A 26997-nucleotide genomic window follows, 5' to 3' on the forward strand; every position below is an offset into this window, starting at 1 on the left:
CACAGCTGCGGCGGCGGGCAACGGACACTACCGTCGTAAGCATGCGGGTGGCGATGATGACTCGGGAATATCCACCCGAGGTCTACGGCGGCGCGGGCGTGCATGTCACCGAGCTTGTCGCGCAACTGAAGCATCTATGCGAGGTCGACGTGCACTGCATGGGGGCGCCGCGGCCCGGTGTGATCGTCGCGCAGCCCGATGCCGCCCTGAAGGGCGCCAACGCGGCGCTGTCGACGCTGTCGGCGGATCTGAACATGGTCAACGGAGCGTCGGCCGCCACGGTCGTGCATTCGCACACCTGGTACACCGGGCTGGCGGGCCACCTGGCCGCGCTGCTGTACGGCATCCCTCACGTGCTGACCGCGCATTCGCTCGAGCCGATGCGGCCGTGGAAGGCCGAGCAACTCGGGGGTGGGTATCGGGTGTCGTCGTGGGTCGAGAAGACCGCGGTCGAGGCCGCCGACGCGGTGATCGCGGTCAGCTCGGGCATGCGCGACGACGTGCTCAAGACCTACCCGGCGCTGGATCCGAACCGAGTGCACGTGGTGCGCAACGGGATCGACACCGACGTCTGGTATCCGGTCCAACCCGAACACGGCGATTCGGTGCTCGAAGAACTCGGTGTCGACCTGTCCCGTCCGATCGTTGCGTTCGTCGGGCGGATCACCCGGCAGAAAGGCGTCGCGCATCTGGTCGCGGCCGCTCACTATTTCGCCCCCGAGATCCAGCTCGTGTTGTGCGCGGGCGCACCGGACACTCCCGAGATCGCGGCCGAGGTGACGTCGGCGGTGCAGGAACTGGCCCGCGCGCGCACCGGCGTGTTCTGGGTGCGCGAGATGCTGCCGATCGGCAAAATTCGCGAAATACTGTCGGCAGCAACGGTTTTCGTATGCCCGTCGGTGTACGAGCCGCTGGGAATCGTGAACCTCGAGGCGATGGCATGCGCGACGGCCGTGGTGGCGAGCGATGTCGGCGGCATTCCGGAGGTGGTGGCCGACCATCAAACCGGGCTGCTTGTGCACTACGACCCGAGTGATGCGGCGTTCTTCGAACGAAGGCTGGCCGAGGCGGTCAATTCACTGGTGGCCGAGCCGGAGAAGGCGCGCCGATACGGCCAAGCCGGCCGGCAGCGTTGTATCCAGGAGTTTTCCTGGGCTCATATTGCCGAGCAGACCTTGGAGATCTACCGGAAGGTGTGCTCGTAGTCGGTACTAGCTGGTGACGCCCTTGAGTTCGTCGCCGAGGGCAGCCGCTTCTTCGGGGGTGAGTTCGACGACGAGTCGGCCACCGCCTTCCAGTGGTACCCGCATCACGATGCCGCGCCCCTCCTTGGTTGCTTCCAGTGGACCGTCGCCGGTCCGGGGCTTCATGGCCGCCATCGAGTGCTCCCTCCACATGAGCTGGCCCGCGTCGGGCTAGTGATCTTCTCCCTATTGTTCCCTATCCGCGCGGTTCGGTGTGCAAAGACCCGGCTAAGGGCGTCGTGACGGCGCCTTCGTGGTGGCAGGAACCCAGCAGCCCGCGGTGTGGTCGTCGACCATTCCGGTCGCCTGCATCAACGCGTACGCGGTCGTCGGGCCGACGAATCGGAAGCCTCGGCGCTTGAGTTCCTTGGCCATCGCGGTCGACTCGGGCGTGACCGCCGGAACATGGGACATGTCGGCGGGCCGCGGCCGCGGCGCCGGGGCGAACGACCACAACAGCTCGGCCAGGTCCACGTCGAGATCCGCGACGGCACGAGCATTGGCGATGGTGGCCTCGACCTTCGCGCGGTTGCGCACGATCCCGGTGTCGGCCATCAGCCGGGCGATGTCCTTGTCGGTGTAACGGGCGATGCGCTCGACGTCGAAACGGTGGAACGCGCGACGGAAGTTCTCCCGCTTACGCAGGATGATCAGCCATGACAGTCCGCTTTGAAACGCCTCGAGGCTGATCCGCTCGAACAGCGCGGCCGAGTCACGCAGCGGCCGGCCCCACTCGGTGTCGTGGTAGTCCCGGTAGAGGATGAAATCAGCTGGCGCTAAACGTGATTCGTCGATCCATGCACACCGGACGCGTCCGTCGTCGGTCATGAGTCGTCGTTTTCTTCCGAGGCGAGCGCGTGCGCACCGCCCTCGACGGGCTCGCCGGGCTCGTCCTGCTCGTCGTCAACGCCGTAGGCGGCCCGCACGGCCGCGAGCTGGCCGCGCAGCAGGTCGAGCTCCTGGCCCAGCCGGTCGAGCACCCAGTCCACTTCGCTGGTCTTGTAGCCGCGCAGCGTCTGGGTGAACTTGACCGATTCGACGTCGTCCCCGGTCACGCCCGAGGCCGGCAACACGGTGGCGGTGGTGGCGCGCGGCAGCGGCGGCAACGGCTCACCGCGACCGAACAGCACGCTGCCCAGTGCGAACAGCACGATGGCCACCAGGATCAGCACTACCAGGTACAGCAGAACCAGGGTCACGCCTCGATATTGCCCGACGGCGCCGACAAGGGGCTAACCGCGCAGCGTGTTCATCGGCGGACGGTCGTCCAGCGACACCGAGGAGGTCCGCGGCGTGTAGTCGTCGCCGTCGGCGAAGAACTGCGTCAGCGCGACGCCGGAGTCCGGGACGCCGCAGCGGGACAGGAGCGTGGCGATGACCTGACGGCTCATGGACGCCAGCTCGGTCAGCGGGCGATTGCGGTGGGTCCGCACGCCGAGGTTGACCTGCGCGATCGCATCCAGGCCGAGGCGGTCGTACGTGTCGACCAGCAGACCGATCTCGACGCCGTAGGCAGGCGCGAACGGCACCGACGTCAGCAGCTCACGGGTGCCGGCGTATTCGCCGCCAAGGGGCTGCATGATGCAGCTCAGCTCCGGCCGCAGCGACGCCAGCAGCGGGCGCGCGACGAGCTCGGTGACCCGGCCGCCGCCATTGGCGTCCTCGCTGCCGCTGACCTTCAGCGGCCGCCGGTAGAACCCCTTGACCAGATGCACGCCGTCGGTGGTCAGCAGCGGACCGACGAGTTTGGGGACGAACATCGGGTCGGGGTCGATCAGGTCGGAGTCGACGAACACGATGATGTCGCCCGTGGCGGCGGCCAGCGAGCGCCACAACACCTCGCCCTTGCCGGGCTGCGGCTCGACCTCAGGCAGCGCGACCTCACGGCTGATCACCCGCGCGCCCGCGGCGAGCGCACGGATCTCGGTGTCGTCGGTGGAGCCGGAGTCCAGCACGATGAGCTCGTCGACCAGGCCGCCGAGCAGCGGGGTGATGGTCTCGACGACGCTGCCGACCGTGTCTTCCTCGTTGAGCGCGGGCAACACCACGGAGATGGTGCGTCCGGCCTTGGCGGACTCGAGCTCGGCGATGGTCCACGACGGCCGGTTCCAGCTGTGATCGGTCAGCCATCTCCCGATGACGACGTCCGTTCCGGGCAACTCGGGTGTCAGTGTCATGCCAGTCCCCTCACCGTGCGCGTCGGCGGACGCACGCCCTGGATCGACGCGACCATGTCCAGCACGCGTCGCGTGGGCCCGACTTCATGCACCCGGAACATCGCGGCACCCTCGGCCGCGGCGATGGCCGTCGCCGCCAAGGTGCCCTCCAGGCGTTCGGTCAGACCCACACCCAGAGTTTCCCCGACGAAATCTTTGTTGCTCAGCGCCATCAGGACGGGCCATCCAGTGTTAACAAGGTCTTTTACGTGGCGCAACAAACTAAGACCGTGATAAGTGTTTTTGCCGAAATCGTGTGTCGGGTCAATTAACACCGCGTCTTTGGAGACGCCGACGGCCACCGCACGCTCGGCCGCTGCGGTCACCTCGGCGATCACGTCGTCGACGACACCGCGTTCGGTGATGCCGTAGTTGACCCGAAACGGTCGCGTCCGTGGCGTCGCGCCGCCGGTGTGCGAGCACACCAGCCCGGCCCCGAATTCCGCGGCGACTTCGGGCAGACCGGGGTCGTGTCCGCCCCAGGTGTCGTTGATCAGGTCGGCGCCGGCCGCGCAGGCCTGTTTGGCCACTTGAGCGCGCCAGGTGTCGACGCTGATCAGCTGGTCAGGGTAGGCGCCACGCAGCCATTCGATGAACGGCACGACGCGAGCGATCTCCTCGTCGACGTCGACGGAATCCCCTGGGCCCGCCTTCACGCCGCCGATGTCGACGACGTCGGCGCCCTCTTCGATCACCCGATGCGCCGCCGACTTCGCGGCCTCGTCCGTGAAGGTGGCGCCGCGGTCGTAGAACGAATCCGGTGTCCGGTTCACGATCGCCATGATCAGCGCGCGATCACCGGCCACCGGGCGGCCGCAGAACGTCGACAACACGCCCTCCAGGCTACGGGCCTGCGACTTGTGTGCAGTTACCCGCGCTCAGCGCGGGTTGGTGCACAGAACTCAGTCGATCACCGAGCCCTTGGGTTTCTTGCCGGCCTTCACTTCCTCGGGGTAGTCGTCGTAGAACTCGACGTAGCCCTCGTCGCGGCCTGACAGCACGTAGATCGGGTCCTCGATGTCGACGTCGTCGCCAGCGCCGTAGCCCTCCTTGCGCAGGTCCACCTTCTGGCTCTTGAACGTCGACGTGTGCGCCAGCTCCTTGACGATCCGCACGAACAAAGGCACCGCGTAGCCGGGCAGCCGCTCGTAGGCAGCCTTGGCCAGCGACTTGCCGTCGAACTTCTCGCCCTCCTTGAGGTGGATGGCCGCCATGCCCGCACGCCCGCCGGTGCCGGGCACCTCGACGCCGAACACCGTCGCCTCCTCGACCTGAGGGTCGGTGGAAATCGCGGCCTCCACTTCGGTGGTGGCGACGTTTTCGCCCTTCCACCGGAACGTGTCGCCGAGCCGGTCGGTGAAGGCCGCATGCCCGAAGCCCTGCGAGCGCATCAGGTCGCCGGTGTTGAACCAGACGTCACCGTCACGAAAAGCGTTGCGCACCAACTTCTTTTCAGATTCCTTCTTGTCCGTGTAGCCGTCGAATGGCTGGAAGCTGCTCACCTTCGACAACAGCAGCCCGGGCTCGCCGTTCTTCACCTTCTTGACGCGGCCGTTCTCGTCACGCAGCGGTTCGCCGCTTTCGCCGTCGTACTGAACGAATGCGACGGGCGTCGGGCAGATCCCGGTGGTCTTGTCGAGGTTCAGCACGTTGACGAACGCCGTGTTGCCTTCGCTGGCCGCATAGAACTCGCACACCCGCTCGATGCCGAAGCGTTCGGTGAACTCGTCCCAGATCGACGGCCGCAGCCCGTTGCCGGCGATCACCCTCACCTTGTTCTTGCGGTCGGTGTCCTTCGGCGGCTGGTTGAGCAGATACGCACAGATCTCACCGATGTAGATGAACGCGGTCGCGTCGTAGCGCATCACGTCATCCCAGAACTTCGACGCGGAGAACGACTTGCCGAGCGCCAGCGTCGCGCCGGAATTCAGCACCGAGGACAACGCAACCGTCAACGCGTTGTTGTGGTAGAGCGGCAGGCAGCAGTACAGCGTGTCGTGGCTGTTCAGACGCATGCCGAGGCCGCCGAAGCCGGCAAGGGCCCGCAGCCACCGGTAGTGCGTCATCACGCTGGCCTTGGGCATGCCGGTGGTGCCCGACGTGAAGATGTAGAACGCCTTGTCTTTCGCGAGGACCGCCGCCGTCGTCGCCGGATTGCCGGTGGGCGCGGTGGCCGCCAGGCGCCGCAGCTCGTCGACGGTCATCAAGCCGGTGGTGTCGGCGCCGCTGTCGTTGATCGCCTCGATCATGTCGGTTTCGGCGACGACGGCCTTCGCGCCGAGCAACCCGAAGCTGTGCTTGAGGACGTCGCCGCGCTGGTGGTAGTTCAGCATCCCGGCGATCGCCCCGCATTTGACGGTGGCCAGCATCAGAAGGACCGAGTCGGGCGAGTTGCGCAACATGATGCCGACGACGTCACCATGGCCGACGCCACGGGCGGCCAGCACTGCGGCATAACGGTTGGCTGTCTCGTTGGCCTCGCGGTAGGTGATCCGCTCGTCGCCGAACTTGATGAACACCTTGTCGGCGTATTGGGCCGCACGGTCCTGGAACACCTTGCCGATGGAGGTCTTGGCCGTCGGGCGGGCTCCGAATCCAGTGATGACGCCGCGCAGGATCGTCGGCGCATCCATCAGCAGCCCCGGCACATGGCTGGCGATGTCCAACAGCCCGACGCTGCCGCGGGTCCCCGAATTCTCGTCACTCATCGCCGCTTGTCCCCTCCACTGTTCGTTTGTCGCAACACCCTAGTGATCACGATCACCCGGTCGGAGAGCAGACCGCCATTGCCGCATCGACGTCATCCACCACGACCAGCCGGTCCAGTGCGCCCTGGGCGACGTACCCGCTGTCGATGAGCCCGTACAGCCACGCCAGCAGGCCGTCGTAATGCCCCATCGGGTCGAGCATCACCACCGGCTTGTCATGCATACCCAAATAGCCAGCTGTCCAGGCTTCGAAGAATTCCTCGAGGGTGCCGATGCCGCCCGGCAGCGCGATGAACGCGTCGGCCCGGTCTTCCATCACCTGCTTGCGCTCACGCATGGTGTCAACGACGACGAGCTCGTCGGCATCGGTGTCGGCGACCTCACGATGCACCAAGGCCTTGGGGATGACGCCGACGGTGCGTCCACCACGCGCGCGGGCAGAAGTCGCCAACGCGCCCATCGCCGAGACGTTGCCGCCGCCGGACACGAGCGTCCAGCCCCGTTGCGCGATCGCTTCACCTACTTGTGCGGCCAGCTCCAGCAGCTCCGGGTGAGTGGGGCCCGACGCGCAGTACACACACACCGCCCAGTCGCGGTCGGTTTTTCCGGACACGCGCACAAACCTAGCCATAGACTCCGGCGGTGCCTGTCGACTGGGTGACCGCACCGCCCGAACCGGCACTCGAACTGATCGAATCAGGCTTACGCGACCGCGCAGGCGCGGTCCTCATCGGACCCGCGGGTGTGGGTAAGACGACGATCGCGCGGATCGCGGCGCAACGGTTCGGCGCCACGTTCGGCCGCGTCGACTGGGCGATGGCGACCGCTCCGGCGGTTCCCTTCGCGGCTTTCGGCCATCTGCTCGACGTGCCGACGACGGGCAGGACCGCCGCGGTGTTGCGGACGGCTCGTGAATCGTTGGGCGACGGGCGACTGCTGGTCGTCGACGACGCCCACGTGTTGGACACGTTGTCCGCCTCACTGGTCTACCAGCTGGCCGTCAGCGGGGCGGCCAAGCTCATCGTGACGGTCGCCGCGGGATGCCCTGTCCCCGAGGAGATTTCGGCCCTGTGGCGTGACGGCCTGCTGACACGGATCGACGTCGAGCCGCCGAACCATGACAACAGCCGGGTCGCGACGCTGGTCGAGCAGTTCGTGTCGACGCTGCCTGGGCCCGTGCATCGGGTGCTGGAGTACCTGGCCGTCGAAAATCCTGTGCCGCGAGCCGACCTGTCGGCAGTGGTGGGCGATGCCGTCGCGGAGGCCGAGTCGTCGGGCGTGATCGTCGTGGAAGGCGACACGGTCCGGCCCGCGCATCCGCTGTTCGTCGACGCGGTTCGCGACGCGCTCGGCGGGCCGGAGCTGCGCCGGCTGCGCACCGAACTGGTGCAGCGACTGGCCGCGTCGGCCCCCCGTGACGTGATCGATCAGCTGCGGCTGGCGGTGCTGGCACTGGACAGCGACCGGCCGCAACCGGTGTCGGACGTCGTCGCGGCGGCCGAAGAAGCGCTGCGGCTGGGCGATTTGGCGCTCAGTGAACGGCTGGGCCGCGCGGCGGTCGAGCGGGGTGGCGGTTTGACGGCCCGCCAGACGCTGGCCTACGCGTTGGCGTGGCAGGGCTGCGGCCGGGACGCCGACGAGGTGCTGGCCGGCGTGGATCCGGCTTCGCTGTCGGAGACGGAGCTGATGGCGTGGGCGTTGCCGCGGGCGGCCAACCAGTTCTGGATGCTGTCCGAGCCGGAACGCGCCACCGCATTTCTGCGGGCGACCCGCAATCGGGTGTCGTCGCCGGGCGCGCAAACCACGCTGGATGCGTTGTCGGCCATGTTCGCGATGAACGCCGGCAACATGGGCCGGGCATTGGAGATCGCCGACGAGGTGCTGGCATCGCCGTCGGCCGACGAAACCGCGGTCGGGTGGGCGGCGGCGGCCGCAGCGTTGAGCTCGGCGCGAATGGGCCGGTTCGCCAACGTCGACGCGCTGGCCGAGCGGGCGATCTCCGCGGGTCAGCCGGGCTTGCTCCGGTTCACCAGCGGATTCGGCCAGACGACGGCGCTGCTGATGGCCGGCGAGCCGGACCGGGCGCAAACTCTTGGGCAGCAGCTGACGGACTTCGCTCAGCTGCAACAGCCCGGCCGCGCGATCGGTGAGGTGTTGGTGGCTGACGTGTTGATCGCCAAAGGCGAACTCGATGCGGCCGTCGGGCTGTTGCGCGGTGCCGCAGCAGCATTGGCGCCCACCGGGTATTCGTGGGGGCCGCTGGCATTGATGCTGCTCGCGCAGGCGCTCGGCCAGCTCGGAGAAACGGTCGAAGCGGGAAAGGTGTTGTCGCGGGCCGAATCTCGGCACGGATTGAAGTCGATGATGTTCGCGCCCGAACTGGCGCTCGCGCGCGCATGGACGATGTCGGCGCGGCGAGACCCGCACGGGGCGGTCGCGGCCGCCCGCGATGCTGCGCGCAGCGCCGAACGCGGTGGGCAGTTCGCCGTCGCGCTGCGCGCGCTGCACGACGCGGCTCGGCTCGGCGACCTCCGAGCAGCCGACGGTATCGCTCGGTTGACGGGCGAAATCGATTGCGCCTTTGGGCAATTGGCGCTTGAGCACGCGCGGGCCGTAATGCGGCGCGACGCCGAGGCGCTGCGTGACGTGGCCACACGCTTCGACGCGATCGGGATGAAGCGGTCGGCGGCCGACGCCGCGGCGCAGGCCGAGAACTGACCGCAAAGTTCATGCGCGGACCATCGCCAGTGCGGCCATAGGATTGAGGCGCGACAGCTAACCCAAGGGAAGTGACATGTCCGATCCGCTATTCGTGCATACAGACGGCGTGCGGTCGATCGCGCAGATCCACGACGAGGTGGTGGCCGGCCTATCGCAGGTGATGGGCGCGGCGGCACCCGAAGCGGCGGGCGTGCAGACCAGTCACGGGGCGATAGCCTCCGCGGTCAGTACCGCATTGAGCAATGTGCTCGGCGCGCGGCAGGGCACGTTGCAGACCACCGCGACGTCCGGCAGCACGATCTCGGAGCTACTCCAGAAGGCCGCCGAGATGTACGAACAGGGCGATCAGCAGGGCGCCGAGAAGCTGAAGGCGGCCGCAGAGGCGCTCGAAGGAAAACAGGGTGGCCAAGGCGCACCGGGCTCGCCGGCTGGTTCCTCCTCGGCCGGCACCCCTGCAAGCGCCGCGGGCACCAGCGGAAGCGGTAGTGGCGGTGGCGCCGAATCGATGGGGCAGATATTCGGCCAGGTCGGGCAGCAGGCTGCCCAGATGGCTCAAGCGGTTATGCAGCCGTTGGGAGCCATCGCCCAAGGGCTGGGCCAGATACCGCAGCAGATCATGCAGGGCGTTCAGCAGGCTGCGCAGGCAGGTCAGTCGTCGGCTGCCAAGGCCGGGGCCGAGCGCCTCGGGGGCGAGCGTCAGGACGACCGCCCGAAAGAGCCGACGTCGGAGAAACCCGAGGAGCGTCGCGAGCAGACCCCGCGAAAGCACGCCGACGGCGCTGCCCCCGGCGCCTCCGCGCAGACTGGGCCCGCGCCAGCGCCGGCACCGCCTCGCGCAGAGCGGGCCCAGACGCGTCCGGCCGACTAGTTAGAGCCGACGGCCGAGATCGTCGCCGCGCGGTTGTGCAGGCGGCGTCACGGGAGCCGCGCCGCGCTGCCCGTCGCTAGAGGGCCCGAACAGTGTCCGGTCGTCGGCGCGATGCAGCGGCTCACGCTCTTCGTGCCGCGGCGTTTCGCGCTCCTCGTGTTCGGTGGGTTGATCTTGGGCTGCGGGCTGCTCCGGCACGGCGTCCTCGCGCTCTTGCGGTTGGCCAACTACGCCGGCCACACCGGCACCGCCAACTGCGCCGGCACCGCCAGCCGCACCGCCCGACGACTGGCCTCCGGCCCCGCCGCCGTGAGCCCCTTGCATGGCCTGTTGCATCAGCGAACCGAACATGCCGGTCTGCCCGCCGAGCGCCTGCATCGGCGCACCTGCCATCTGCCCCATCTGACCGGCTTGCTGGCCGACCTGTCCGAGCATGCCGACGATCTGGCCGACGGACTGCGAGCCGGAGTCGTCGGAGTTCTGATATGCCGCCTGCGCAGCTCCCAGCTTCCCGGAGAACATGTTCTCCTTCGCTGACAGCGTCGCCACGTTGGCGGTGAGCTCAGCCGCCAGTGTCGGGAGCACCGCCGCGATGGTCGAGCTCAACGCGTCCTGGCCCGGCTGGATCGTCGGTATCTCAGGAAGCTCGATAGAGGCCGCATTCCAGCTGATCCCCTCGGGCTTCCTCAGTGGCATGCTCATTGCGCGTCTCCCCTGTCGTCACCAGTCATCGTCGTCGTCGCCTTCATCGAGATCGTGTTCGAGCGGCGCGGGCACCGCCAGGCTGGCAGCCGTGCCACCGCTTTCGCCGCGCTGACCCATATGGGGCGCCATGCCGCCCATTCCGCCCATTCCCGCGGACGTCGGGGCGACCCCGCCAGTGGCGGTGGACCCGGCCATCGCGCCCTCGGGCGGCGCAGTGCTCACCGCCTTCGTGCCCGTGAGTTTTGACATCTGTGATGTCTGCAGCGGCGTTCCGCCGGACCCGGGCAGCGACGCCGCCTTCACCAGACCCGAGCCACCGCCCGCACCCGAGCCGCCCGCGAGCGGATGGTTCGAGAACGAGGAGAACGGCAGGCCGGCGGCTCCCAGTGAATCCGCCTTGCCCCCGGAGCCGAACGTCGACATCAGCTGTTGCAGCGGCTGCGACAACTGCTGCAGCTGCTGGCCCATCTGCTGCGGCACAGCCATCACCGCCTGGCCGAGCTGCATGGGGATCTGCGCGGCCATCGATGCCATCTGGCCCATCATCTGCATGGCCTGCTGCGATCCGCCACCAGCTTGTTTCGCGGCCTCCTCAGAGCTGTCTTTCGCTTCTTTCCCGCCGGGAACCGACGGGGCAGCGCCGGCGAACGGGATGCTCGGGGGCACGGCGAGGGTGTTGGCAAGTTCAGTCGTGTGGGCCGTCACGTTGGCGATGTTCTGGGACAACCCCATCTTGATGCGGCTCTGCACCAGCTCCTGGGCGTTGCTGAACGGCATCGCCGCGATGGCCTCGCACTCATGCTGGACCTCCTGCGCGATCGTGTTTGCCAGCATCTTGGCCTTGACGACGGTGGCCTCCATCGCGCGCAGCTTCATCGCGATCGCTGCCGCGTGGGCGGCGTTGGCCTCGTGGCCGCCGATGATCGTGGTCGCCTCGCCGGTGGCCGCCAACGACCCGACGCCCTCCCATTGGTCGGAGAGCTTCATCATCTGGGCCTGCTGCTGGGGCACGATCGATCCGGTGATTTTCGCGGCCAGCGCCTCATACGTCGCGGCCGCCTCGGCCAGCATCTCCTCGTCGACGTTCGGCCAGCCGGGACCCGTCACCGTCTGTGAGCCGTACGGGCTCGGATCGGGCTCTATTGCCATGACAACCAAATTTACCGTGCTCGCCATAGCTGTCGGTCCGCTAATCGAGTCGCCGATCAGGGCCGACTACGTCGACTCGAGCCGACCCTCCGATAGCCGGAGGCGGCGCTGGATGCCGATCTCGGCGAGGAATCGCTCGTCATGGCTGACGACGACGAACGCGCCCTCGTACGCATTCAATGCGGATGCGAGCTGGCCGACGCTGACGAGATCCAGATTGTTCGTCGGCTCGTCGAGCAACAGCAGCTGAGGCGCCGGTTCGGCGTAGAGCACACACGCAAGCGTGGCGCGCAGCCGTTCACCACCGGACAGCGCACCGATCGGCAGGTGAATTCGGCTGCCGCTGAACAGGAATCGGGCCAGCAGGTGCATGCGGCGGGTCTCGGACAGGCTGGGGGCGAACGTGGCGAGGCTCTCGGCCACAGTGCGATGGTCGTCGAGCAGGTCGAGCCGCTGTGAGAGATAGGCGATTCGGCCGTCTGCTCCGCTGATGATCCGCAGCAGCGTGGACTTTCCCGCGCCGTTCGGTCCGGTGAGCGCGATGCGTTCGGGTCCGCGAACGGTCAGGTCAATGCCTTCGAAGAGGCCCGCGACGGTCAAACCTTCTGCGGCGAACAGCGTTCGCCCGGCGGGCACCTGCGTGTCTGGTAGCTCTAGCGCGATCACGTCGTCGTCGCGAAGTGTGCGCTCAGCGTCGTCGAGCCGCGTCCTCGCGTCGGCCACCCGCGCGGCGTGAACGTCATCGGCTCGGCCCGCCGCCTCCTGGGCGCTGCGCTTGAGCGCGCCCGCGACGATCTTCGGCAGGCCTGCGTCCTTGACGTTTCGGGCGGCGGTGGCCGAACGCCTCGCTGCCCGCTCGCGCGCCTGTTGGCGTTGACGCTTCTCGCGTTTCAGTTGTTGCTCGGCTGTGCGGACGTTGTTCTCCGCGACCCGCTGGGCCTCGCCAACCGCCTGCTCATAGAGCGTGAAATTGCCTCCGTAGAAATGGATTTCGCCGCGGTGCAGTTCGGCGATGCGGTCCATCTTGTCGAGCAGCACACGGTCATGACTGACCAGCAGCAGGCATCCGGTGAAATCGCCGAGCGCGCCGTAGAGCTTGTGACGGGCGTCGGCGTCGAGGTTGTTGGTGGGCTCGTCGAGCAGAAGCACATTCGGACGCTTGAGCAGTTGCGCCGCCAGGCCGAGCGACACCACTTCACCACCGGACAGTGAGCCGAGCCGTCGGTCGAGGGCGATGTGGCCGAGGCCGAGCCGATCCAGTTGCGCGCCCGTACGTTCCTCGATATCCCAGTCGTCGCCGATCGCGGCGAATATGTGCTCGCCGGCGTCGCCCGCCGCGAGCGCAGCGAGCGCGTCGATGGTCGAGACGACACCGAGGACGTCGGCGACGGTTCGCTCGGCGACGAACGGAAGTGTTTGGGGCAGGTACCCGATCGTGCCGTCGACGGTGACCGAGCCCGCGGTCGGGCGGTAATCGCCGGCAATCAGCTTGAGCAGAGTGCTCTTTCCGGCGCCGTTGGGCGCGACGAGGCCGGTACGTCCGTCACCGACAGTGAATGACAGGTCCTCGAACACATGCGTGTCATCGGGCCAGGCGAACGACAGATTGGAACAAACGATGGAAGACATGCGAGAGATCTCTCGTGCATAGACGACGGGGAACGCGAGGTCCGGGTCTCACCGCATGGCTTCAGCGTAGGTGCGTCGTCAACCGGTTAAATATCGCCGCAACATGTCCGTCGCGGCCGTGATCTTGGCCGTCTCGACGCGCTCGTCGGCGCGGTGCGCGAGGTTCGGGTCGCCGGGCCCGTAGTTGACTGCCGGGATTCCCAGTGCGGCGAAGCGTGCGACGTCGGTCCATCCGTACTTGGCGCGCACCTGGCCACCGGCGGCCTGCACGAGCGCGGCGGCGGCGGGCTTGGACAACCCGGGTAGCGCGCCCGCGGCGGCGTCAGTCAGTTCGATGTGCACACCAAGCCCGTCGAATACCTCATGGACGTGTTGCAGAGCTTGTTCTGGACTGCGGTCAGGCGCGAACCGGAAGTTCACCGTCACCGATGCCGCATCGGGGATGACGTTGCCGGCCACCCCGCCGTCGATGCGCACAGCCGACAGCCCCTCGCGATAGACGCAGCCGTCGATGTCGACGTCGCGCGGCCGATAGGCCTTCAACCGGGCGAGCACGTCGCCGAGTTTGTGAATTGCGTTGTCGCCCAACCATGAACGTGCGGAGTGGGCACGGGTGCCGTCAGCGCTGACGACGACGCGCAGCGTGCCTTGACAACCGGCTTCGATGTAGCCACCGGACGGTTCGCCGAGGATCGCGACGTCGGCGTGCAGCCAGTCGGGCAGCTCACGTTCGATGCGGCCCAACCCGTTCGCGGCGGATTCGATTTCTTCGCAGTCGTACATCACCAGCGTGATGTCGTGCGCGGGTTCGGCGATCGTCGCGGCCAGGTGCAGGAAGACCGCGTCCCCGGACTTCATGTCCGATGTGCCGCAACCGTGGAGTTCGGCGCCTTCGAGGCGGCTGGGCAGATTGTCCGCGGCGGGCACGGTGTCGGTGTGACCGGCCAGCAGGACGCGCGAGGACCGACCGAGGTTGGTGCGGGCCAGCACCGCGTTGCCGTTGCGGACCACCTCGAAACCGCCGGCCTGGGCGCGCAGCGCGGCCTCGATCTCGTCGGCGATGCGCTGCTCGTTCCGCGACTCGCTGGGGATGTCCACCAGCGCCGCGGTCAGCGCGATCGGATCGTCGCCCAAATCCAGGCCCACAATGCTTGAGGCTAGTCGAGTACGGTTTTGGACCGTGACTTCTGCTTCTGGCGTCGGGCTGGCGACCATCGCCGCCGACGGATCTGTACTCGATACGTGGTTTCCCGCTCCCGAGCTGGACGCCGACGGCCCATCGGGCACCGTGCGGCTGTCGGTCGCCGAGGTGCCGCCTGAGCTGGCTGACCTGACGGGCCGCGACCACGACCGCGACGTCGAGACGGTGGCGGTACGCACGACGATCGCGTCGTTGGAGGACAAGGCCACTGACGCGTACGACGCATATCTGCGGCTGCACCTGCTGTCGCATCGGTTGGTCCAACCGCACGGCCTGAACGCCGACGGGTTCTTCGGCGTGCTGACCAACGTGGTGTGGACGAATTTCGGCCCGTGTGCCGTGGACGGCTTCGAGACGGTGCGGGCTCGGCTGCGCCGACGTGGGCCGGTGACGGTCTACGGGATCGACAAGTTCCCGCGGATGGTCGACTACGTGGTGCCGTCAGGCGTGCGGGTCGCCGACGCCGACCGCGTGCGGCTCGGCGCGCATCTGGCGTCGGGCACCACCGTGATGCACGAGGGATTCGTCAACTTCAACGCGGGCACACTGGGCAGCTCGATGGTGGAGGGCCGTATCTCGGCGGGCGTGGTCGTCGGCGACGGCTCGGATATCGGCGGAGGCGCGTCGATCATGGGCACGCTGTCCGGGGGCGGCAAGGAGATCATCTCCGTGGGCAAGGGCTGTCTTCTGGGCGCCAATGCGGGCCTTGGCATTTCGCTTGGCGACGACTGCGTCGTCGAGGCGGGGCTGTATGTGACTGCGGGGACTAAGGTGCAGACCGCCGACGGCCAGACCGTCAAGGCGCGTGAACTCTCCGGTGCCGATAACCTTCTGTTCCGGCGCAATTCATTGACCGGGGCGGTCGAGGTGGTGAAGCGTGACGGCAGTGGCATCACGCTCAACGAGGCCCTGCACCAGAACTAGCCCGCCCCGTCCTCCCCCGCGAGCGTGCTTGTCTGCGGGCGACACGCCGTCAAATTTCCGAAGTTTGCGCACGCTCGCGCGGGTCATCAACCCGCCGCGCTGGATTTCAACTGAGGCACCGGTCGAACCAACCCGGAGATCATTGGATTCCAACGACAACGGACGTCCGAGAGAGCGCCCTGCCACGACCGCATGCCGCCGCCGAAACCGATTACCGGTTGACCGCCGATTATCGAGGTGCCGACGCCACCATCACGACATCACGACCCGCGTGCGATGGCATTACATTGCCGCCCAGAACGGTCGGGACACACCATCGATGACACTGCTAGTTTCAGAGCCAGTGAGGACGAGACTATCGCGGCAGACGGCGCCCCCAACGGTGCCGTCGTGGTTCACCACCGCGCTCAGCAACAGGCCTGAGCATATGGATATCGACGTCGATGGCTGCCGTATACACCTGCGCGCGTGGGGACGCCGAGAACAAAGTCCACTGGTGCTCGTTCATGGAGGAGCAGCGCACTCTGGATGGTGGGATCACATCGCACCGTTCTTCTCGCACACCCACCGAGTCATCGCGCCGGATCTGAGCGGACATGGTGACAGCGGTACCCGCGCGACGTATCGCCTGGACACCTGGGCGCGCGAAATCCTTACTGCCGCAACGGCCGCGGGACCATCGGCCCGGCCGTCAATTGTCGGTCACAGCATGGGCGGGTGGATCACTGCACTGGCGGCGCAACTCCACGGTGCGCAGATCGACAGCATTGTGGTTATCGATTCACCGCTGCGCGACCACGCGCCCGAGCAGGCACGACTGCGCAATCGCACGCAAAGGTCGACTGGATACCAGACAAAGGACCAGATCCTGGGTCGATTCAGGCCAGTGCCATCACAAGAGACGGTGCTGCCCTACGTCGGACGTCATATCGCCGAGGAATCCGTGCGAAGGACACTGCGGGGTTGGGTCTGGAAATTCGACCCTGCCATCTTCGATGCACCATTGCTCGACGAAATACCCTCCGAGCAAGAAACGATGGAGCGTACACTCGCCGAAATGCCCTGTCGGATGGGCTATATACGCTGCGAGGCCGGCCTGGTTCCCCCTGATATGGGCGATTTCATCCGTTCCATTCTGGAGCTCAGAGGCCCCTTCGTGGAGCTAGCCGAGGCCGGCCATCATCCCATGCTCGATCAACCGCTACCACTGGTGGCTACTCTCAGGACGCTGCTCGAGATGTGGTCTATCACCTGACCGGCCTGACACGTCGAAGCCTCGTCGTCGTCCTACTGTCTCGCATGGCATTTCCGTAGGAACGGAACGGCTCAACCCGCCGCATTGGGGCGCAGCGGCGGGCAGTGGCCGCGATCGTCGACCGCCAGCTCGAAATGCCAGATCTCGTTCGCGTAGATCTGGCACAGGCCGAACTGGATGCCATTCCGGATCAGCCACTGGTCCGCGGCGACCGGTGCGACGTCCACGGCTTGGCCGAGGACGTGTTTGGACACCTCCGGCGAGGCCACGAATTCCCTTGCGACGTCAACGCTTCCGTACGTCGTGACGGCGTTATCGAACAGCCGCTGCTGAAAGCCAGGCGAGCGCCAGCCCGACGTGATCCTGACATCGATGCCCTCGGAGGCCGCTTTGCGGGTGGCATCCTGGATCGCCCGCAGCAGTGCCGGATCCAGTTGGGCGAGCGCCGGATTCGACACGTCGAACGGGCTGAGTGTCTGGCCTTCGGGAATCCACCCGCCAAACGTGTCCGTTGCGGCCTGGCCGATCGAAAGCTCTGCGTCCGGCCCCGGCGCGACTGACTCGGTGGTCGACACCGGCTCTATCGGCACCGCCGTAGCGCACCCACCGGCGAGCGCAACCACACCCATCGCCGCGGCGAACCGGACTCGCACCGTCAGTCCTTCGACGCGAGGATGCAGAATTCGTTGCCCTCAGGGTCGGCGAGCACCACCCACGTCTGCTCACCCTGGCCGACGTCGACATGGCGTGCGCCCAAGGCGATCACCCGATCCACCTCAGCCTGCTGGTCATCGGGACGGAAGTCCAAATGGATGCGGTTCTTGACCACCTTTTCGTCAGCCACCGCGAGAAACAACCAGTTGGGACCGGCGTCTGGTGGCGCCTCGAGCACGACATCGCCGTCCTTGTCGACATATGTCCGCCAGCCCAACAGCTTCGACCACCACGCACCGAGAGCCTGCGGATCGTGCGCGTCGATGCAGATCTCCTCGAACGTGAGGCTCATTCGGCCAGCTCCTTCTTGAGCACCTTGCCCATCGCGTTGCGCGGCAGACTGTCCACCAGTCGCACCTCCCGCGGTCGCTTGTGGATCGAAAGCTGCTGTGCGACAAAGTCGATCAACGCCTGGGGCTCTGCTTCACCGACGACGAACGCGACGATGCGCTGGCCGAGGTCGTCGTCCGGCAGACCAACGACGGCCACCTCCGTCACGCCTGGGTGCCCGAGAAGCACGGCCTCGATCTCACCGGCGCCCACCCGGAAGCCGCCGGTCTTGATCAGATCCACCGACTCGCGGCCGACAATGCGGTGCATCCCGTCGGCGTCGATGACCGCGACGTCGCCGGTGCGATACCAGTCGCCGTCGAAGGCGTCGGCGGTGGCATCCGGCCGGTTGAGATAGCCGTCGAACATCGTCGGGCTCCGAAGCTGTAGCCGCCCAATCGTTTCCCCGTCATGCGGAACCTCAGCCCCCTGTTCATCGACGAGGCGGGTCTCGACGCCGGACAGCGGCAGACCGACCCACCCGGCCCGCCGCTCACCGTCCGCGCGCGTACTAAGCGTGATCAGCGATTCGGTACTGCCGTACCGTTCCACCGGCTGATGTCCGGTCAGTCCGGCGAGCCTGTCGAACACCGGCACTGGAAGCGGCGCGCTGCCGGACACCAGCAGGCGCGCATCGGCAAGTGCCCGCGCCGCGTCGTCGTCGTCGACGATGCGTGACCACACCGTGGGCACCCCGAAGTACAACGAACCGCCGGCCGCCGCATACAGAGGCGGAGACGGTTTCCCGGTGTGCACGAAGCGATTTCCGATGCGCAACGATCCGAGCAGTCCCAATACCAGGCCGTGCACATGGTAGAGCGGAAGGCCGTGCACCAGGGTGTCGTCGGGCGTCCATTGCCAGGCCTCGGCGAGCATGTCGATGTCGGCCGCGATGGCCTGTCGACTTACCACCACGCCCTTGGGCGGACCGGTGGTGCCCGAGGTGTAGATGATCAGCGCTGTCGACTCCGGCGGCGGTTCGGCGTAGCGGTGCCACGAGCGCGCGTGCAGCCGCACTGGAATATGCGGTAAGCCGTCGGTGTCCTCTGGCTTCTCCCCCAACCACGCCTGCGCGCCGGAGTCGGTGAGGATGTGGCGGCGCTCGGCGGCGCCGACGTCGGCGGGCACAGGGACGACGGGCACACCGGCGATCAGTGCGCCGGTGACGGCCAGCACGGTCGTCGCGGTCGGCGTGGCGAGGACGGCGATCCGGTCGGCGGCGGCGACACGCTCGGCCACCGACGTCGCGGCGCCGACGAGGTCGCTGCGGCTGAGGACATTGCCGTCGATACGGACGGCGTCGCCGATGTCGGCGCCGGCGGCGACGGCGGACGGGTTCAGCGAGGCCAACAGCACGATCGTGAGGTTACCCATACGGCGCCCGCGCGATACTGGGCGCGTGAACCAGATACATCGGGTGGCGTCGCGTGAGGTGTACCGGAACAATTGGTTGACCCTGCGTGAAGACGACATCCGGCGCCCCGACGGCAGCGCGGGCATCTACTCGGTGATCGACAAGCCCACGTATGCGCTGGTGATCCCGCGCGACGGAGAGCGCTTCCACCTCGTCGAACAGTTCCGCTATCCACTGGGCATGCGGCGCTGGGAGTTTCCGCAGGGCACCGCGCCGGGCCAGGAGGATCCGGACCCGATCGAACTGGCCAATCGAGAGTTGCGTGAGGAGACCGGGTTGCGGGCGACCTCGATGGAGCTGCTGGGCATGCTCGATGTCGCCCCCGGGATGAGCAGCCAGCGCGGCCGCGTATTTCTTGCGACGGGAATCACCGAGGGCGAGCACGAGCGCGAGCACGAGGAGCAGGACATGCACAGCGACTGGTTCACGCGCGAAGACGTCGAGCGGATGATTCGCGGCGGCGAGATCACCGATGCCCAGTCGATCGCGGCGTGGACGTTGATGATGTTGGGCGAGGTCACTCGCTAGCCGTGCGCGTCCTGGTCGAGCCTGGGTTTGGCTCCCAGGTAGACGACCATCGCGGCGGCCGCCAGCGACAGCGCTCCAACCACCCACAACGCAAGCTTGGCGTTTCCGGTCAGATCGGTCAGCCACCCGGTGACATAGGGTCCGCTGAATCCACTGAGGTTTCCAAGCGAATTGATCAGGGCGATCCCGCCCGCCGCGCCCACTCCGGTAAGGAATGTGGACGGTAGCGCCCAGAAGACCGGCAAGGCGCACATGACCGAGCAGGTGGACAAGGTAACGGCGACCATCGCCAGATAGGGATCGGTCATGTACAGCGCGGCCGGTATCGACACACCCCCGACGATGGCTGGTATCGCAACGTGCCATACCCGTTCGCCGGTTCGGTCAGCGTGGCGCGCCCAGGGCACCATCACGATGGCTGCGATGGCGTAGGGAATCGACGTCACAAGGCCGCGCTCGATGACGTTCAGATGCGTGCCGTACTGCTCCTGGAAGCCGGCGACGATCGTCGGGAGAAAGAACCCAACAGCGTATAGCCCGTAGGTGATTCCGAAATAGATGAACGCCAGGGCGATGATCCTCGGATGGCTCAGCGCCTTCTTGAGCGGCCAGTGCTGGCCGGTCTCCGCTATCGATCGTTCAAGGTCGAGTGTTGTTTCCAGCCACTGCTTTTCATCGGTCTCCAGCCAGCCGGCCATGGCCGGGCGATCGGTGAGGTAGAACCAGCAGAAGAACGCGACGATGATCGCCGGCAGACCCTCGACCAGGAACATGAAGCGCCAGCCTTCGAGGCCGAGAACTCCATGCCCCCAATCGATAATCAACGAGGACAACGTCGATCCGATGGCGGTGGATACCGGCACCGCCACCATGAACAGCGAAATCGCCTTGGAGCGATGCCTTTCGGGGAACCAGAACGTGAGGTACAGGATGATTCCGGGGAAGAAGCCTGCTTCTGCCACGCCGAGCAGGAACCTCAGGACGACAAGGGTTTCCGCGTTGGGTACGAATGCGATTGCGGTGCTGATGATCCCCCAGGTCAGCATGATCCGGGCGAGCCACCGACGGCCGCCGAACTTGTTGAGCGCGATGTTGCTCGGCACTTCCAGCAGGACATACCCGAGAAAGAAGATGCCCGAGGCGAAGCCGAACATCGTGGAACTCATGCCGAGGTCGTGGTTCATGCCGTTCGGGCCGGCGAAGCTGATGTTGACGCGATCGAGGTAGTTGATGAAGTAGAGAAGGATCAGGAACGGGATCAGACGGCGAGTGACTTTCGTCATCGTCGTCTTTCCCGCGGCCGAATCGGGGAGGTACGTGGTCATCGCTGCCATTGTGCGTTGCTGGATGGGGTCCAGGAGCCGGAATGGGCACCTGGGTGGAGGCGATGAGTTCTGGTAGCCCGCCCGGTCTACACGGGTATGAAGGTCACACAACAACGCAACCTCGACGGCTATGGAACACCGCCGATCGCGTGGGAGAAGGTGAGCGACATCCTCGCCTCCGACCTCACGCAGGCACCCGATACCGGTGGGCCCAACCGGCACACAGCGTGGTTGACCACGATCAACCCGAACGGCATGCCGCATGCCACACCCGTTGGCTTCATCCAGATCGACGGCGTCTGGCACTTCACGTCCGGCCCCGGTACCCGCAAGTCGCGCAACATCGCTGCCGATGCGCGCTGCGTCGTCAGCGTCGCAACCCATCCGTTCGACGTGGTGATCGAGGGCACAGCTCAGCGCGTCACCGATGCCGACGAACTGCACACTGTCGCAGCGGCATACAACGACCTTGGCTGGCCCGCCCAGGTCGACGGTGATGCCTTTACGGCCGAGTACAGCGCGCCGTCAGCGGGCCCGCCGCCGTGGTACGTATACCGAATCACGCCGTCGACGGTGTTCGCGTTCGGCACGACAGAACCCTACGGCGCCACGAAGTTCGAACTGTCCGTGTAACGCTGAACCCACACGAACAACTACACAAGAGAACCGAGTTGAAAGGGGTGACACGATGAACGCCGCGTTCGGAATGATGGCCATGATGCCAGTGCTGTTCGCCAGCGCAGGCTATGTGCTCGTGTCATCCGGAGGCACCAACGAGCGGATGGGACATCACCGAAATGAGCGATGAAGAAGCGATACGAGATCTCATCACCCGCTGGGCGGAAGCTGCCCACACGGGCGACATGCAAACCCTGCTCGCCGACCATGATCCGGACATCGTGATGTTCGACGTACCGCCGCCCTACGACGGGTTGCGCGGCATCGACGCGTACCGCGACTCGTGGCCAGAGTTTTTCGAGTGGCAGCGCCAAGGCGCGGTGTTGGAGATCGTCGAGCTCGATGTGACGGCCGGCGCCGACGTGGCATTCGCGTGGGCGCTGCTGCGGTGCGGTAAGCCGGAAGACCTCGAAGCCAATCCGGACAACCGGCTGCGGCTCACAATCGGTTTGCGTAAGCGCAACGGTCGGTGGGTCGTCACCCATGAACACAGCTCGTTTCCCCTCACCGATATGAATCCGTAATCCGTTCGTAGCCAGGACATGCGGTGTCCCTTGGGCTGTTTTGACGGCCTAGGCAATTAGCCTGCGGTTGATGTGTGCCCGTCGGATGTGTAGCGCGTCGGTGGCTGCCGCCTCCGTTATCGCCGTCTGCGTCGTTACGCCAGCGACCGCAGAGGCGGCGGGTGCGCAATGGAATGGCCGGTACTCCATGGTCACCTACGCCTCGCTGAAGAACGGCAGCAGCTTGGCCAAGCTTCAGCCGGAATCGGACTTCAGCGCTCAATACACGTTGGCCACAGACTGCTCGAGCAGTCTGTGCGTCGCCACCGTCATCGACGGACCAGCGCCGAGCAACCCCACCATCCCGCAGCCGACGCGCTACACCTGGGACGGTTCACGGTGGGTGTTGGCGTACAACTGGCAATGGCAATGCTTCGTCGGCGAGGGTCTACCCAGCGAGTGGGCGCCCGCACGGTCACAGGTGTTCTACGCCCCCGGCCAGGGCGGTTCGCTGTCAGGGACATGGCGCACGGACATCCTCAGCGGGACATGTCGCGGTTTCGTCGTCATGCCCGTCGCCGCGTTTCCCGCTTAGTGCCGCCGTTCGGCCAGCGCGCGCAAGAAGAACGTCAGGTTGGCGGGACGCTCGGCCAGCCGCCGAACGAAGTAGCCGTACCACTGCGTGCCGAACGGAACGTACACGCGGACGTGATTGCCCTCGTCGGCCAACCTGGCCTGTTCGGCGGCGCGAATTCCGTACAGCATCTGGTATTCGAAATCGTCTACACCCCTGGCGTTCTCACGAGCCATTGACGGGACCGCTTCGATGATCTCGGGATCGTGCGAGGCCACCATCGGATAGCCGCTACCCGCCATCAGTACTCGCAGGCAGCGCAGGTATGAGTCGGTCACCTCGTCCCCGGCGCGGTACGCCACCGACGAGGGCTCGTCGTAGGCGCCCTTGCACAGCCGGATCCGCGCACCCGAGGCGGCGAATTCGTGGCAATCGGCCTCAGTGCGCTTCAGGTACGCCTGCAAAACCGTACCCAGCCAACCGAACTCGGTTCGCAGGTCACGCACGATTGACAGCGTCGAGTCGGTCGTGGTGTGGTCTTCGGCGTCCACGGTCACCCACACGCCCAGTTTCTGAGCCCGCTCGCAAATCGTGTGGGCGTTCTCGAGCGCGATCTTCTCCCCGTCGCGTGGCAACGCCTGGCCGAGCGCCGAGAGCTTCAGCGATACCTCCAGCGGGCGGACACCTGTAGTTGCTTCGCTTCGCGTTCCCAACGCATCCATCAGCTTCAGGTACGCGTCGACGGTGGCGTTGGCTGTGTCGATGTCGGTGACGTCCTCGCCCAGATAGTCGATGCTGACCAGGCGGCCCGAGTTCCGCAACTGCTCAACGGAATTCATCGCATCGGCGACTGTCTCACCCGGCACGAAGCGGTGCACCACCTCGCGGGTCACCGGCAGCCTCTCGGCGGTCCTGCGCAACCCCTCCCGCCGGCTCGCGGCCAGAATTGCCGGGCGCGCGACCCGGTGGAAGAGCTCGTCCAACATTTACGACTCCATGTGCGGGTAGTTGTGATCGGTGGGCGGGACGAACGTCTCCTTGATCGACCGGGCCGATGTCCACCGCAACAGGTTCAGCGCCGAGCCGGCCTTGTCGTTGGTGCCCGAACCGCGGGAACCGCCGAATGGCTGCTGTCCCACCACCGCGCCGGTGGGCTTGTCGTTGACGTAGAAGTTGCCTGCGGCGTGCCGTAGCCGCTGCTCGGCCTTCAACACGGCCGCACGATCGTCGGCGATCACGGCGCCGGTCAATGCGTACTTCGCTCCGGTGTCCACGACGTCGAGGATGCGGTCGTAGGCCTCGTCGGGATACACATGCACCGACAGGATCGGCCCGAAGTACTCGGTGCTGAAAGCCTCGTCGGTCGGATCGTCGGACAACAGCACCGTCGGCCGGACGAAATAGCCTTCGCTGTCGTCGTATTCGCCGCCGACCGCGATCGTGACATTAGCTGCGCTCTTGGCACGCTCGATGGCCTTGACATTCTTGGCGAACGCGCGGTCGTCGATCAGCGCGCCGCCGTAGTTCGTCAGATCGGTCACGTCGCCGTAGCGCAGCGCCTCGGTCGCCGAGAGGAAGTCGTCGCCCATGTTCTGCCATACCGAGCGCGGGATGAAGGCACGCGATGCCGCCGAGCATTTCTGACCCTGATAGTCGAAGGCACCGCGAATCAGCGCCGTGCGCAACGCATCTGGCCGCGCGCTGGAATGCGCCAACACGAAGTCCTTGCCGCCGGTCTCCCCGACCAGCCGCGGATACGTGTGATAGCGATCGATGTTGGTGCCGACCTCGCGCCACAGATGCTGGAAGGTTGCCGTCGAGCCGGTGAAATGGATGCCGGCCAGCCGCGGATCGGCAAGGGCCACATCGGAAACCGCGATGCCGTCGCCGGTCAGCATGTTGATCACGCCCGGCGGCAGGCCCGCGGCCTCGAGCAGCTGCATGGTCAGATACGCCGCGAACGTCTGGGTCGGCGACGGCTTCCACACCACGGTGTTGCCCATCAGCGCAGCCGCGGTCGGCAAATTGCCCGCGATCGCGGTGAAGTTGAACGGCGTGATCGCGTAGACGAATCCCTCGAGCGGCCGGTAGTCGGTGCGATTCCACACACCGCGGGTGCTTATCGGCTGCTGCGCCAAGATCTGGCGCGCGAACGCGACGTTGAACCGCCAGAAGTCGACGAGCTCACACGGCGCGTCGATCTCGGCCTGATACGCGGACTTGGACTGGCCGAGCATCGTCGCCGCCGCCAGCTTCTCCCGCCACGGACCTGCCAGCAGATCGGCGGCCCGCAGAAACACCGCCGCGCGTTCGTCGAACGGCGTGGCTTCCCAGTCCGCCTTGGCGGCCATCGCCGCCTCGATCGCCGCGGTCGCGTCGGAGTGCTCTGCGTTGGTGAAGGTGCCCAGCCGCGCCGAGTGGCGATGCGGCTGGACGACGTCGATGTGCTGGCCGCCGCCCATGCGGTGGGTGCCGCCGATGACGTGCGGCAGGTCGATGGCGTCAGCAGCCAGCGCCTTGAGCTGTTCGGTGAGCCGGGTGCGTTCACCCGAACCAGGTGCGTAGTCATGTATCGGCTCGTTGGCCGGCAAGGGCACGTCGGTGATGGCGTCCATGCAGCAAGGATGCCCTCATTGCGACGCGCAACACATGGCCGATCAGACAATGCCAATCAGCATCTATAGTCGAATCGGACAAAGGAGCGCGTGATGGCGGTGCAAGCGGCCGGGCTGGGGCTCGGGCAGCTGTTGCTTGCGCTGGACCGCACCATGGTGTCGCTGGTCGAGGCGCCGCGTGGATTGGACATGCCGGTCGGTTCGGTGGCGCTGGTGGACGCCGACGACGTGCGGCTCGGCCTGGCGGTCGGCCCGGGCTCGGCCGATCTGTTCTTCCTGCTCGGTGTGTCCGACGCGCAAGCCGTGGCGTGGCTCGAGCAGCAGTTTGCAGGCACCGGCCGCGTGCCGGCGGCGATCTTCGTCAAGGAACCTTCGGCCGCGGCGGTCAAACGGGCCGTCGCGCTCGGCACCGCGGTGGTGGCCGTCGAGCCGCGGGCACGGTGGGAACTGCTGTACAAACTCGTCAACCACGCCTTCGAACACCACGGTGACCGCGGCGATCCGCTGTACGACTCCGGGACCGATCTGTTCGGCCTCGCACAGTCCATCGCCGACCGCACGCACGGAATGATCAGCATCGAAGACGCCGACTCGCATGTGCTGGCCTACTCGGCGTCCAGCGACGAGGCCGACGAGCTGCGCCGGCTGAGCATCCTCGGCCGCGCAGGGCCGCCAGAGCATCTCGAATGGATCGGCCAATGGGGCATCTTCGACGCGTTGCGCGCCAGCGGTGACGTCGTGCGCGTCGCGGAGCGCCCCGAGTTGGGTCTTCGTCCGCGCTTAGCGGTCGGTATCCACCTGCCATCGACCGATGCCCGCCGCAGGCCCGGTTTTGCGGGAACGATTTGGCTGCAACAAGGTTCGGCGCCGCTGGCCGACGATGTCGAGGACGTCCTGCGAGGCGGGGCGGTGCTCGCATCCCGCATCATGTCGCGGCTTGCCGCCACGCCGTCAACGCACACCGTCCGTGTGCAAGAGCTACTTGGCCTCGCTGGGGACGACGTCGACATCGCGGCGGTCGCCCGCGAGCTCGGGATCGTCGCCGACGGCCGCGCCGCCTTGATCGGCTTCGTCGGCGTCAAGACGTCGGCACCCGCCGACGTGATTGCGTTGAGCGCCAGCGCATTTCGTTCCGATGCCCAGATCGCGTCGACGGGCGATCGGGTGTACGTGCTGCTGCCCAAGACTGGTGGGGCATCGTCGGTGACATCGTGGGTGCGCGGTGTCGTTGCGGCGCTACGACGGGAACTTGGGCTGACGCTGCGCGCGGCGATCGCCGCGCCGCTGAGCGGGCTCGCCGGCGCCGCGGGCGCGCGTGGCGAGGTGGACCGTGTATTCGACAGCGCCGAACGCCATCCCGGCGCCATCGGGCAAGTCACGACGCTCGACGAAGCGCGCACGACGGTGCTGCTCGACGAGATCGTGTCGCAGGTGGCCGGTCAGCCGCGGCTTGTCGACCCGCGGGTGCGCCAGTTGCGCGACGAGGAGCCGATGCTGGCCGACACACTGCAGGCGTACCTCGACGGGTTCGGCGACATCGCGGCGGTCGCACAGCGGCTGCACGTGCACCCGAACACGGTGCGGTATCGGATTCGCCGTATCGAGAAGCTGCTGTCGACGTCACTGGACGACCCCAACGACCGGCTAGTGCTCGCGCTGGGGTTGCGCGCGACCGAGGGCTGACCGCGGCGCTGAA

The 26997-nt window shown here is 66.7% G+C and carries 27 protein-coding genes and 1 pseudogene; 10 read left to right on the top strand and 18 right to left on the bottom strand.

Features of this window, described 5'->3' with window-relative positions:
• Positions 1-41: 41 nt before the first annotated feature.
• Positions 42-1205, top strand: a complete 1164-nt coding sequence (glgA, locus tag ACWW36_RS00975) for a glycogen synthase (protein ID WP_456139762.1) — start codon at positions 42-44, stop codon at positions 1203-1205.
• 6 nt (positions 1206-1211) lie between these two features.
• Here glgA and ACWW36_RS00980 read toward each other — a convergent pair whose 3' ends face one another.
• The 7 genes from ACWW36_RS00980 to ACWW36_RS01010 form a co-directional block, all read right to left on the bottom strand.
• Positions 1212-1379, bottom strand: coding sequence for a DUF3117 domain-containing protein (locus ACWW36_RS00980; protein WP_003931055.1), 168 nt, complete (start codon positions 1377-1379; stop codon positions 1212-1214).
• A gap of 93 nt (positions 1380-1472) precedes the next feature.
• The gene (locus tag ACWW36_RS00985) at positions 1473-2072 is read right to left on the bottom strand and encodes a DNA-3-methyladenine glycosylase I (RefSeq protein ID WP_456139763.1); all 600 of its coding nucleotides are present in this window, start codon (positions 2070-2072) and stop codon (positions 1473-1475) included.
• On the bottom strand, positions 2069-2443 hold the full coding sequence (locus ACWW36_RS00990) for a DivIVA domain-containing protein (RefSeq protein ID WP_456139764.1): 375 nt from the start codon (positions 2441-2443) through the stop codon (positions 2069-2071). Before ACWW36_RS00990 ends, ACWW36_RS00985 begins: the two co-directional genes overlap by 4 nt.
• 33 nt (positions 2444-2476) lie before the next feature.
• Entirely contained in the window at positions 2477-3421 is a 945-nt protein-coding gene (locus ACWW36_RS00995; RefSeq protein WP_456139765.1) for a glucosyl-3-phosphoglycerate synthase, read from the bottom strand.
• A complete protein-coding gene (gene folP / locus ACWW36_RS01000) occupies positions 3418-4242 on the bottom strand; it encodes a dihydropteroate synthase (RefSeq protein WP_456142321.1) in 825 nt (274 codons plus the stop codon). Before folP ends, ACWW36_RS00995 begins: the two co-directional genes overlap by 4 nt.
• A gap of 120 nt (positions 4243-4362) precedes the next feature.
• Complete coding sequence (gene fadD6, locus ACWW36_RS01005; RefSeq protein WP_456139766.1) at positions 4363-6168, bottom strand: long-chain-acyl-CoA synthetase FadD6; 1806 nt, start codon at positions 6166-6168, stop codon at positions 4363-4365.
• 52 nt (positions 6169-6220) lie between these two features.
• Positions 6221-6781, bottom strand: a complete 561-nt coding sequence (locus ACWW36_RS01010) for an LOG family protein (RefSeq protein ID WP_456139767.1) — start codon at positions 6779-6781, stop codon at positions 6221-6223.
• 29 nt (positions 6782-6810) lie between these two features.
• On the opposite strand from ACWW36_RS01010, the gene ACWW36_RS01015 reads away from it, so the two are divergent.
• Complete coding sequence (locus ACWW36_RS01015; RefSeq protein ID WP_456139768.1) at positions 6811-8886, top strand: AAA family ATPase; 2076 nt, start codon at positions 6811-6813, stop codon at positions 8884-8886.
• A gap of 76 nt (positions 8887-8962) precedes the next feature.
• Positions 8963-9757 (top strand): ESX-1 secretion-associated protein, encoded by a 795-nt coding sequence (locus ACWW36_RS01020; RefSeq protein WP_456139769.1) that lies wholly within the window; start codon positions 8963-8965, stop codon positions 9755-9757.
• Here the strand turns inward: ACWW36_RS01020 and ACWW36_RS01025 are convergent, their stop codons facing one another.
• The 5 genes and pseudogenes from ACWW36_RS01025 to dapE form a co-directional block, all read right to left on the bottom strand.
• Positions 9758-10459: a hypothetical protein gene (locus tag ACWW36_RS01025; protein WP_456139770.1), complete on the bottom strand. Its 702-nt coding sequence runs from the start codon at positions 10457-10459 to the stop codon at positions 9758-9760.
• 18 nt (positions 10460-10477) lie between these two features.
• A complete protein-coding gene (locus tag ACWW36_RS01030) occupies positions 10478-11611 on the bottom strand; it encodes a hypothetical protein (protein ID WP_456139771.1) in 1134 nt (377 codons plus the stop codon).
• 66 nt (positions 11612-11677) lie between these two features.
• Complete coding sequence (locus ACWW36_RS01035; RefSeq protein ID WP_456142322.1) at positions 11678-12634, bottom strand: ATP-binding cassette domain-containing protein; 957 nt, start codon at positions 12632-12634, stop codon at positions 11678-11680.
• 111 nt (positions 12635-12745) lie between these two features.
• Positions 12746-13240 (bottom strand): annotated as a pseudogene (locus ACWW36_RS01040) (ATP-binding cassette domain-containing protein); the annotation flags it as partial.
• A gap of 78 nt (positions 13241-13318) precedes the next feature.
• Positions 13319-14386, bottom strand: coding sequence for a succinyl-diaminopimelate desuccinylase (gene dapE / locus ACWW36_RS01045; RefSeq protein WP_456139772.1), 1068 nt, complete (start codon positions 14384-14386; stop codon positions 13319-13321).
• 1 nt (position 14387) lies between these two features.
• On the opposite strand from dapE, the gene dapD reads away from it, so the two are divergent.
• Both dapD and ACWW36_RS01055 read left to right on the top strand, forming a co-directional pair.
• A complete protein-coding gene (gene dapD, locus ACWW36_RS01050) occupies positions 14388-15365 on the top strand; it encodes a 2,3,4,5-tetrahydropyridine-2,6-dicarboxylate N-succinyltransferase (RefSeq protein WP_456139773.1) in 978 nt (325 codons plus the stop codon).
• A 319-nt stretch (positions 15366-15684) separates the two neighbouring features.
• Positions 15685-16620: an alpha/beta fold hydrolase gene (locus ACWW36_RS01055; protein ID WP_456139774.1), complete on the top strand. Its 936-nt coding sequence runs from the start codon at positions 15685-15687 to the stop codon at positions 16618-16620.
• A gap of 71 nt (positions 16621-16691) precedes the next feature.
• Here ACWW36_RS01055 and ACWW36_RS01060 read toward each other — a convergent pair whose 3' ends face one another.
• From ACWW36_RS01060 to ACWW36_RS01070, 3 genes are read right to left on the bottom strand one after another with little or no spacing between them, the layout of a single operon-like run.
• Positions 16692-17249, bottom strand: coding sequence for a M15 family metallopeptidase (locus tag ACWW36_RS01060; RefSeq protein WP_456142323.1), 558 nt, complete (start codon positions 17247-17249; stop codon positions 16692-16694).
• A 26-nt stretch (positions 17250-17275) separates the two neighbouring features.
• A complete protein-coding gene (locus tag ACWW36_RS01065; protein ID WP_456139775.1) occupies positions 17276-17626 on the bottom strand; it encodes a VOC family protein in 351 nt (116 codons plus the stop codon).
• Positions 17623-19020, bottom strand: coding sequence for an acyl-CoA synthetase (locus tag ACWW36_RS01070; protein ID WP_456142324.1), 1398 nt, complete (start codon positions 19018-19020; stop codon positions 17623-17625). The genes ACWW36_RS01065 and ACWW36_RS01070 overlap by 4 nt, the downstream gene beginning before the upstream one ends.
• A gap of 43 nt (positions 19021-19063) precedes the next feature.
• Here ACWW36_RS01070 and ACWW36_RS01075 point away from each other — a divergent pair, with 43 nt between their 5' ends.
• Positions 19064-19606: an NUDIX domain-containing protein gene (locus ACWW36_RS01075; RefSeq protein ID WP_456139776.1), complete on the top strand. Its 543-nt coding sequence runs from the start codon at positions 19064-19066 to the stop codon at positions 19604-19606.
• Here the strand turns inward: ACWW36_RS01075 and ACWW36_RS01080 are convergent.
• Complete coding sequence (locus ACWW36_RS01080; protein ID WP_456139777.1) at positions 19603-20931, bottom strand: MFS transporter; 1329 nt, start codon at positions 20929-20931, stop codon at positions 19603-19605. The two genes, ACWW36_RS01075 and ACWW36_RS01080, sit on opposite strands and share 4 nt — an antisense overlap.
• 96 nt (positions 20932-21027) lie before the next feature.
• Between ACWW36_RS01080 and ACWW36_RS01085 the strand changes: the two genes are divergently transcribed.
• The 3 genes from ACWW36_RS01085 (at position 21028) to ACWW36_RS01095 (ending at position 22707) form a co-directional block, all read left to right on the top strand.
• A complete protein-coding gene (locus ACWW36_RS01085) occupies positions 21028-21564 on the top strand; it encodes a pyridoxamine 5'-phosphate oxidase family protein (protein WP_456139778.1) in 537 nt (178 codons plus the stop codon).
• Positions 21565-21728: 164 nt separating this feature from the next.
• Entirely contained in the window at positions 21729-22133 is a 405-nt protein-coding gene (locus tag ACWW36_RS01090; protein WP_456139779.1) for a YybH family protein, read from the top strand.
• Positions 22134-22203: 70 nt separating this feature from the next.
• Positions 22204-22707, top strand: a complete 504-nt coding sequence (locus ACWW36_RS01095) for an Rv2253 family sensor-like surface protein (protein ID WP_456139780.1) — start codon at positions 22204-22206, stop codon at positions 22705-22707.
• On the opposite strand, the gene ACWW36_RS01100 is transcribed toward ACWW36_RS01095, so the two are convergent.
• Positions 22704-23672, bottom strand: a complete 969-nt coding sequence (locus ACWW36_RS01100; protein WP_456139781.1) for a proline dehydrogenase family protein — start codon at positions 23670-23672, stop codon at positions 22704-22706. The genes ACWW36_RS01095 and ACWW36_RS01100 overlap by 4 nt on opposite strands.
• Positions 23673-25301 (bottom strand): L-glutamate gamma-semialdehyde dehydrogenase, encoded by a 1629-nt coding sequence (gene pruA, locus ACWW36_RS01105; protein WP_456139782.1) that lies wholly within the window; start codon positions 25299-25301, stop codon positions 23673-23675.
• 93 nt (positions 25302-25394) lie between these two features.
• Between pruA and ACWW36_RS01110 the strand changes: the two genes are divergently transcribed.
• Entirely contained in the window at positions 25395-26984 is a 1590-nt protein-coding gene (locus ACWW36_RS01110) for a PucR family transcriptional regulator (RefSeq protein WP_456139783.1), read from the top strand.
• Positions 26985-26997: the final 13 nt, after the last annotated feature.

This window comes from Mycobacterium sp. MMS18-G62 (assembly GCF_053877835.1).

Coding starts and splice junctions, on each gene's coding strand:
- glgA (WP_456139762.1), top strand. CDS start 42: ATGCGGGTGGCGATGATGACTCGGGAATATCCACCCGAGGTCTACGGC.
- ACWW36_RS00980 (WP_003931055.1), bottom strand. CDS start 1,379: ATGGCGGCCATGAAGCCCCGGACCGGCGACGGTCCACTGGAAGCAACC.
- ACWW36_RS00985 (WP_456139763.1), bottom strand. CDS start 2,072: ATGACCGACGACGGACGCGTCCGGTGTGCATGGATCGACGAATCACGT.
- ACWW36_RS00995 (WP_456139765.1), bottom strand. CDS start 3,421: ATGACACTGACACCCGAGTTGCCCGGAACGGACGTCGTCATCGGGAGA.
- folP (WP_456142321.1), bottom strand. CDS start 4,242: ATGGCGATCGTGAACCGGACACCGGATTCGTTCTACGACCGCGGCGCC.
- fadD6 (WP_456139766.1), bottom strand. CDS start 6,168: ATGAGTGACGAGAATTCGGGGACCCGCGGCAGCGTCGGGCTGTTGGAC.
- ACWW36_RS01020 (WP_456139769.1), top strand. CDS start 8,963: ATGTCCGATCCGCTATTCGTGCATACAGACGGCGTGCGGTCGATCGCG.
- ACWW36_RS01025 (WP_456139770.1), bottom strand. CDS start 10,459: ATGAGCATGCCACTGAGGAAGCCCGAGGGGATCAGCTGGAATGCGGCC.
- ACWW36_RS01030 (WP_456139771.1), bottom strand. CDS start 11,611: ATGGCAATAGAGCCCGATCCGAGCCCGTACGGCTCACAGACGGTGACG.
- ACWW36_RS01035 (WP_456142322.1), bottom strand. CDS start 12,634: ATGGACCGCATCGCCGAACTGCACCGCGGCGAAATCCATTTCTACGGA.
- dapD (WP_456139773.1), top strand. CDS start 14,388: ATGCTTGAGGCTAGTCGAGTACGGTTTTGGACCGTGACTTCTGCTTCT.
- ACWW36_RS01055 (WP_456139774.1), top strand. CDS start 15,685: ATGACACTGCTAGTTTCAGAGCCAGTGAGGACGAGACTATCGCGGCAG.
- ACWW36_RS01060 (WP_456142323.1), bottom strand. CDS start 17,249: ATGGGTGTGGTTGCGCTCGCCGGTGGGTGCGCTACGGCGGTGCCGATA.
- ACWW36_RS01065 (WP_456139775.1), bottom strand. CDS start 17,626: ATGAGCCTCACGTTCGAGGAGATCTGCATCGACGCGCACGATCCGCAG.
- ACWW36_RS01080 (WP_456139777.1), bottom strand. CDS start 20,931: ATGACCACGTACCTCCCCGATTCGGCCGCGGGAAAGACGACGATGACG.
- ACWW36_RS01085 (WP_456139778.1), top strand. CDS start 21,028: ATGAAGGTCACACAACAACGCAACCTCGACGGCTATGGAACACCGCCG.
- ACWW36_RS01090 (WP_456139779.1), top strand. CDS start 21,729: ATGAGCGATGAAGAAGCGATACGAGATCTCATCACCCGCTGGGCGGAA.
- ACWW36_RS01095 (WP_456139780.1), top strand. CDS start 22,204: ATGTGTGCCCGTCGGATGTGTAGCGCGTCGGTGGCTGCCGCCTCCGTT.
- ACWW36_RS01100 (WP_456139781.1), bottom strand. CDS start 23,672: ATGTTGGACGAGCTCTTCCACCGGGTCGCGCGCCCGGCAATTCTGGCC.
- pruA (WP_456139782.1), bottom strand. CDS start 25,301: ATGGACGCCATCACCGACGTGCCCTTGCCGGCCAACGAGCCGATACAT.
- ACWW36_RS01110 (WP_456139783.1), top strand. CDS start 25,395: ATGGCGGTGCAAGCGGCCGGGCTGGGGCTCGGGCAGCTGTTGCTTGCG.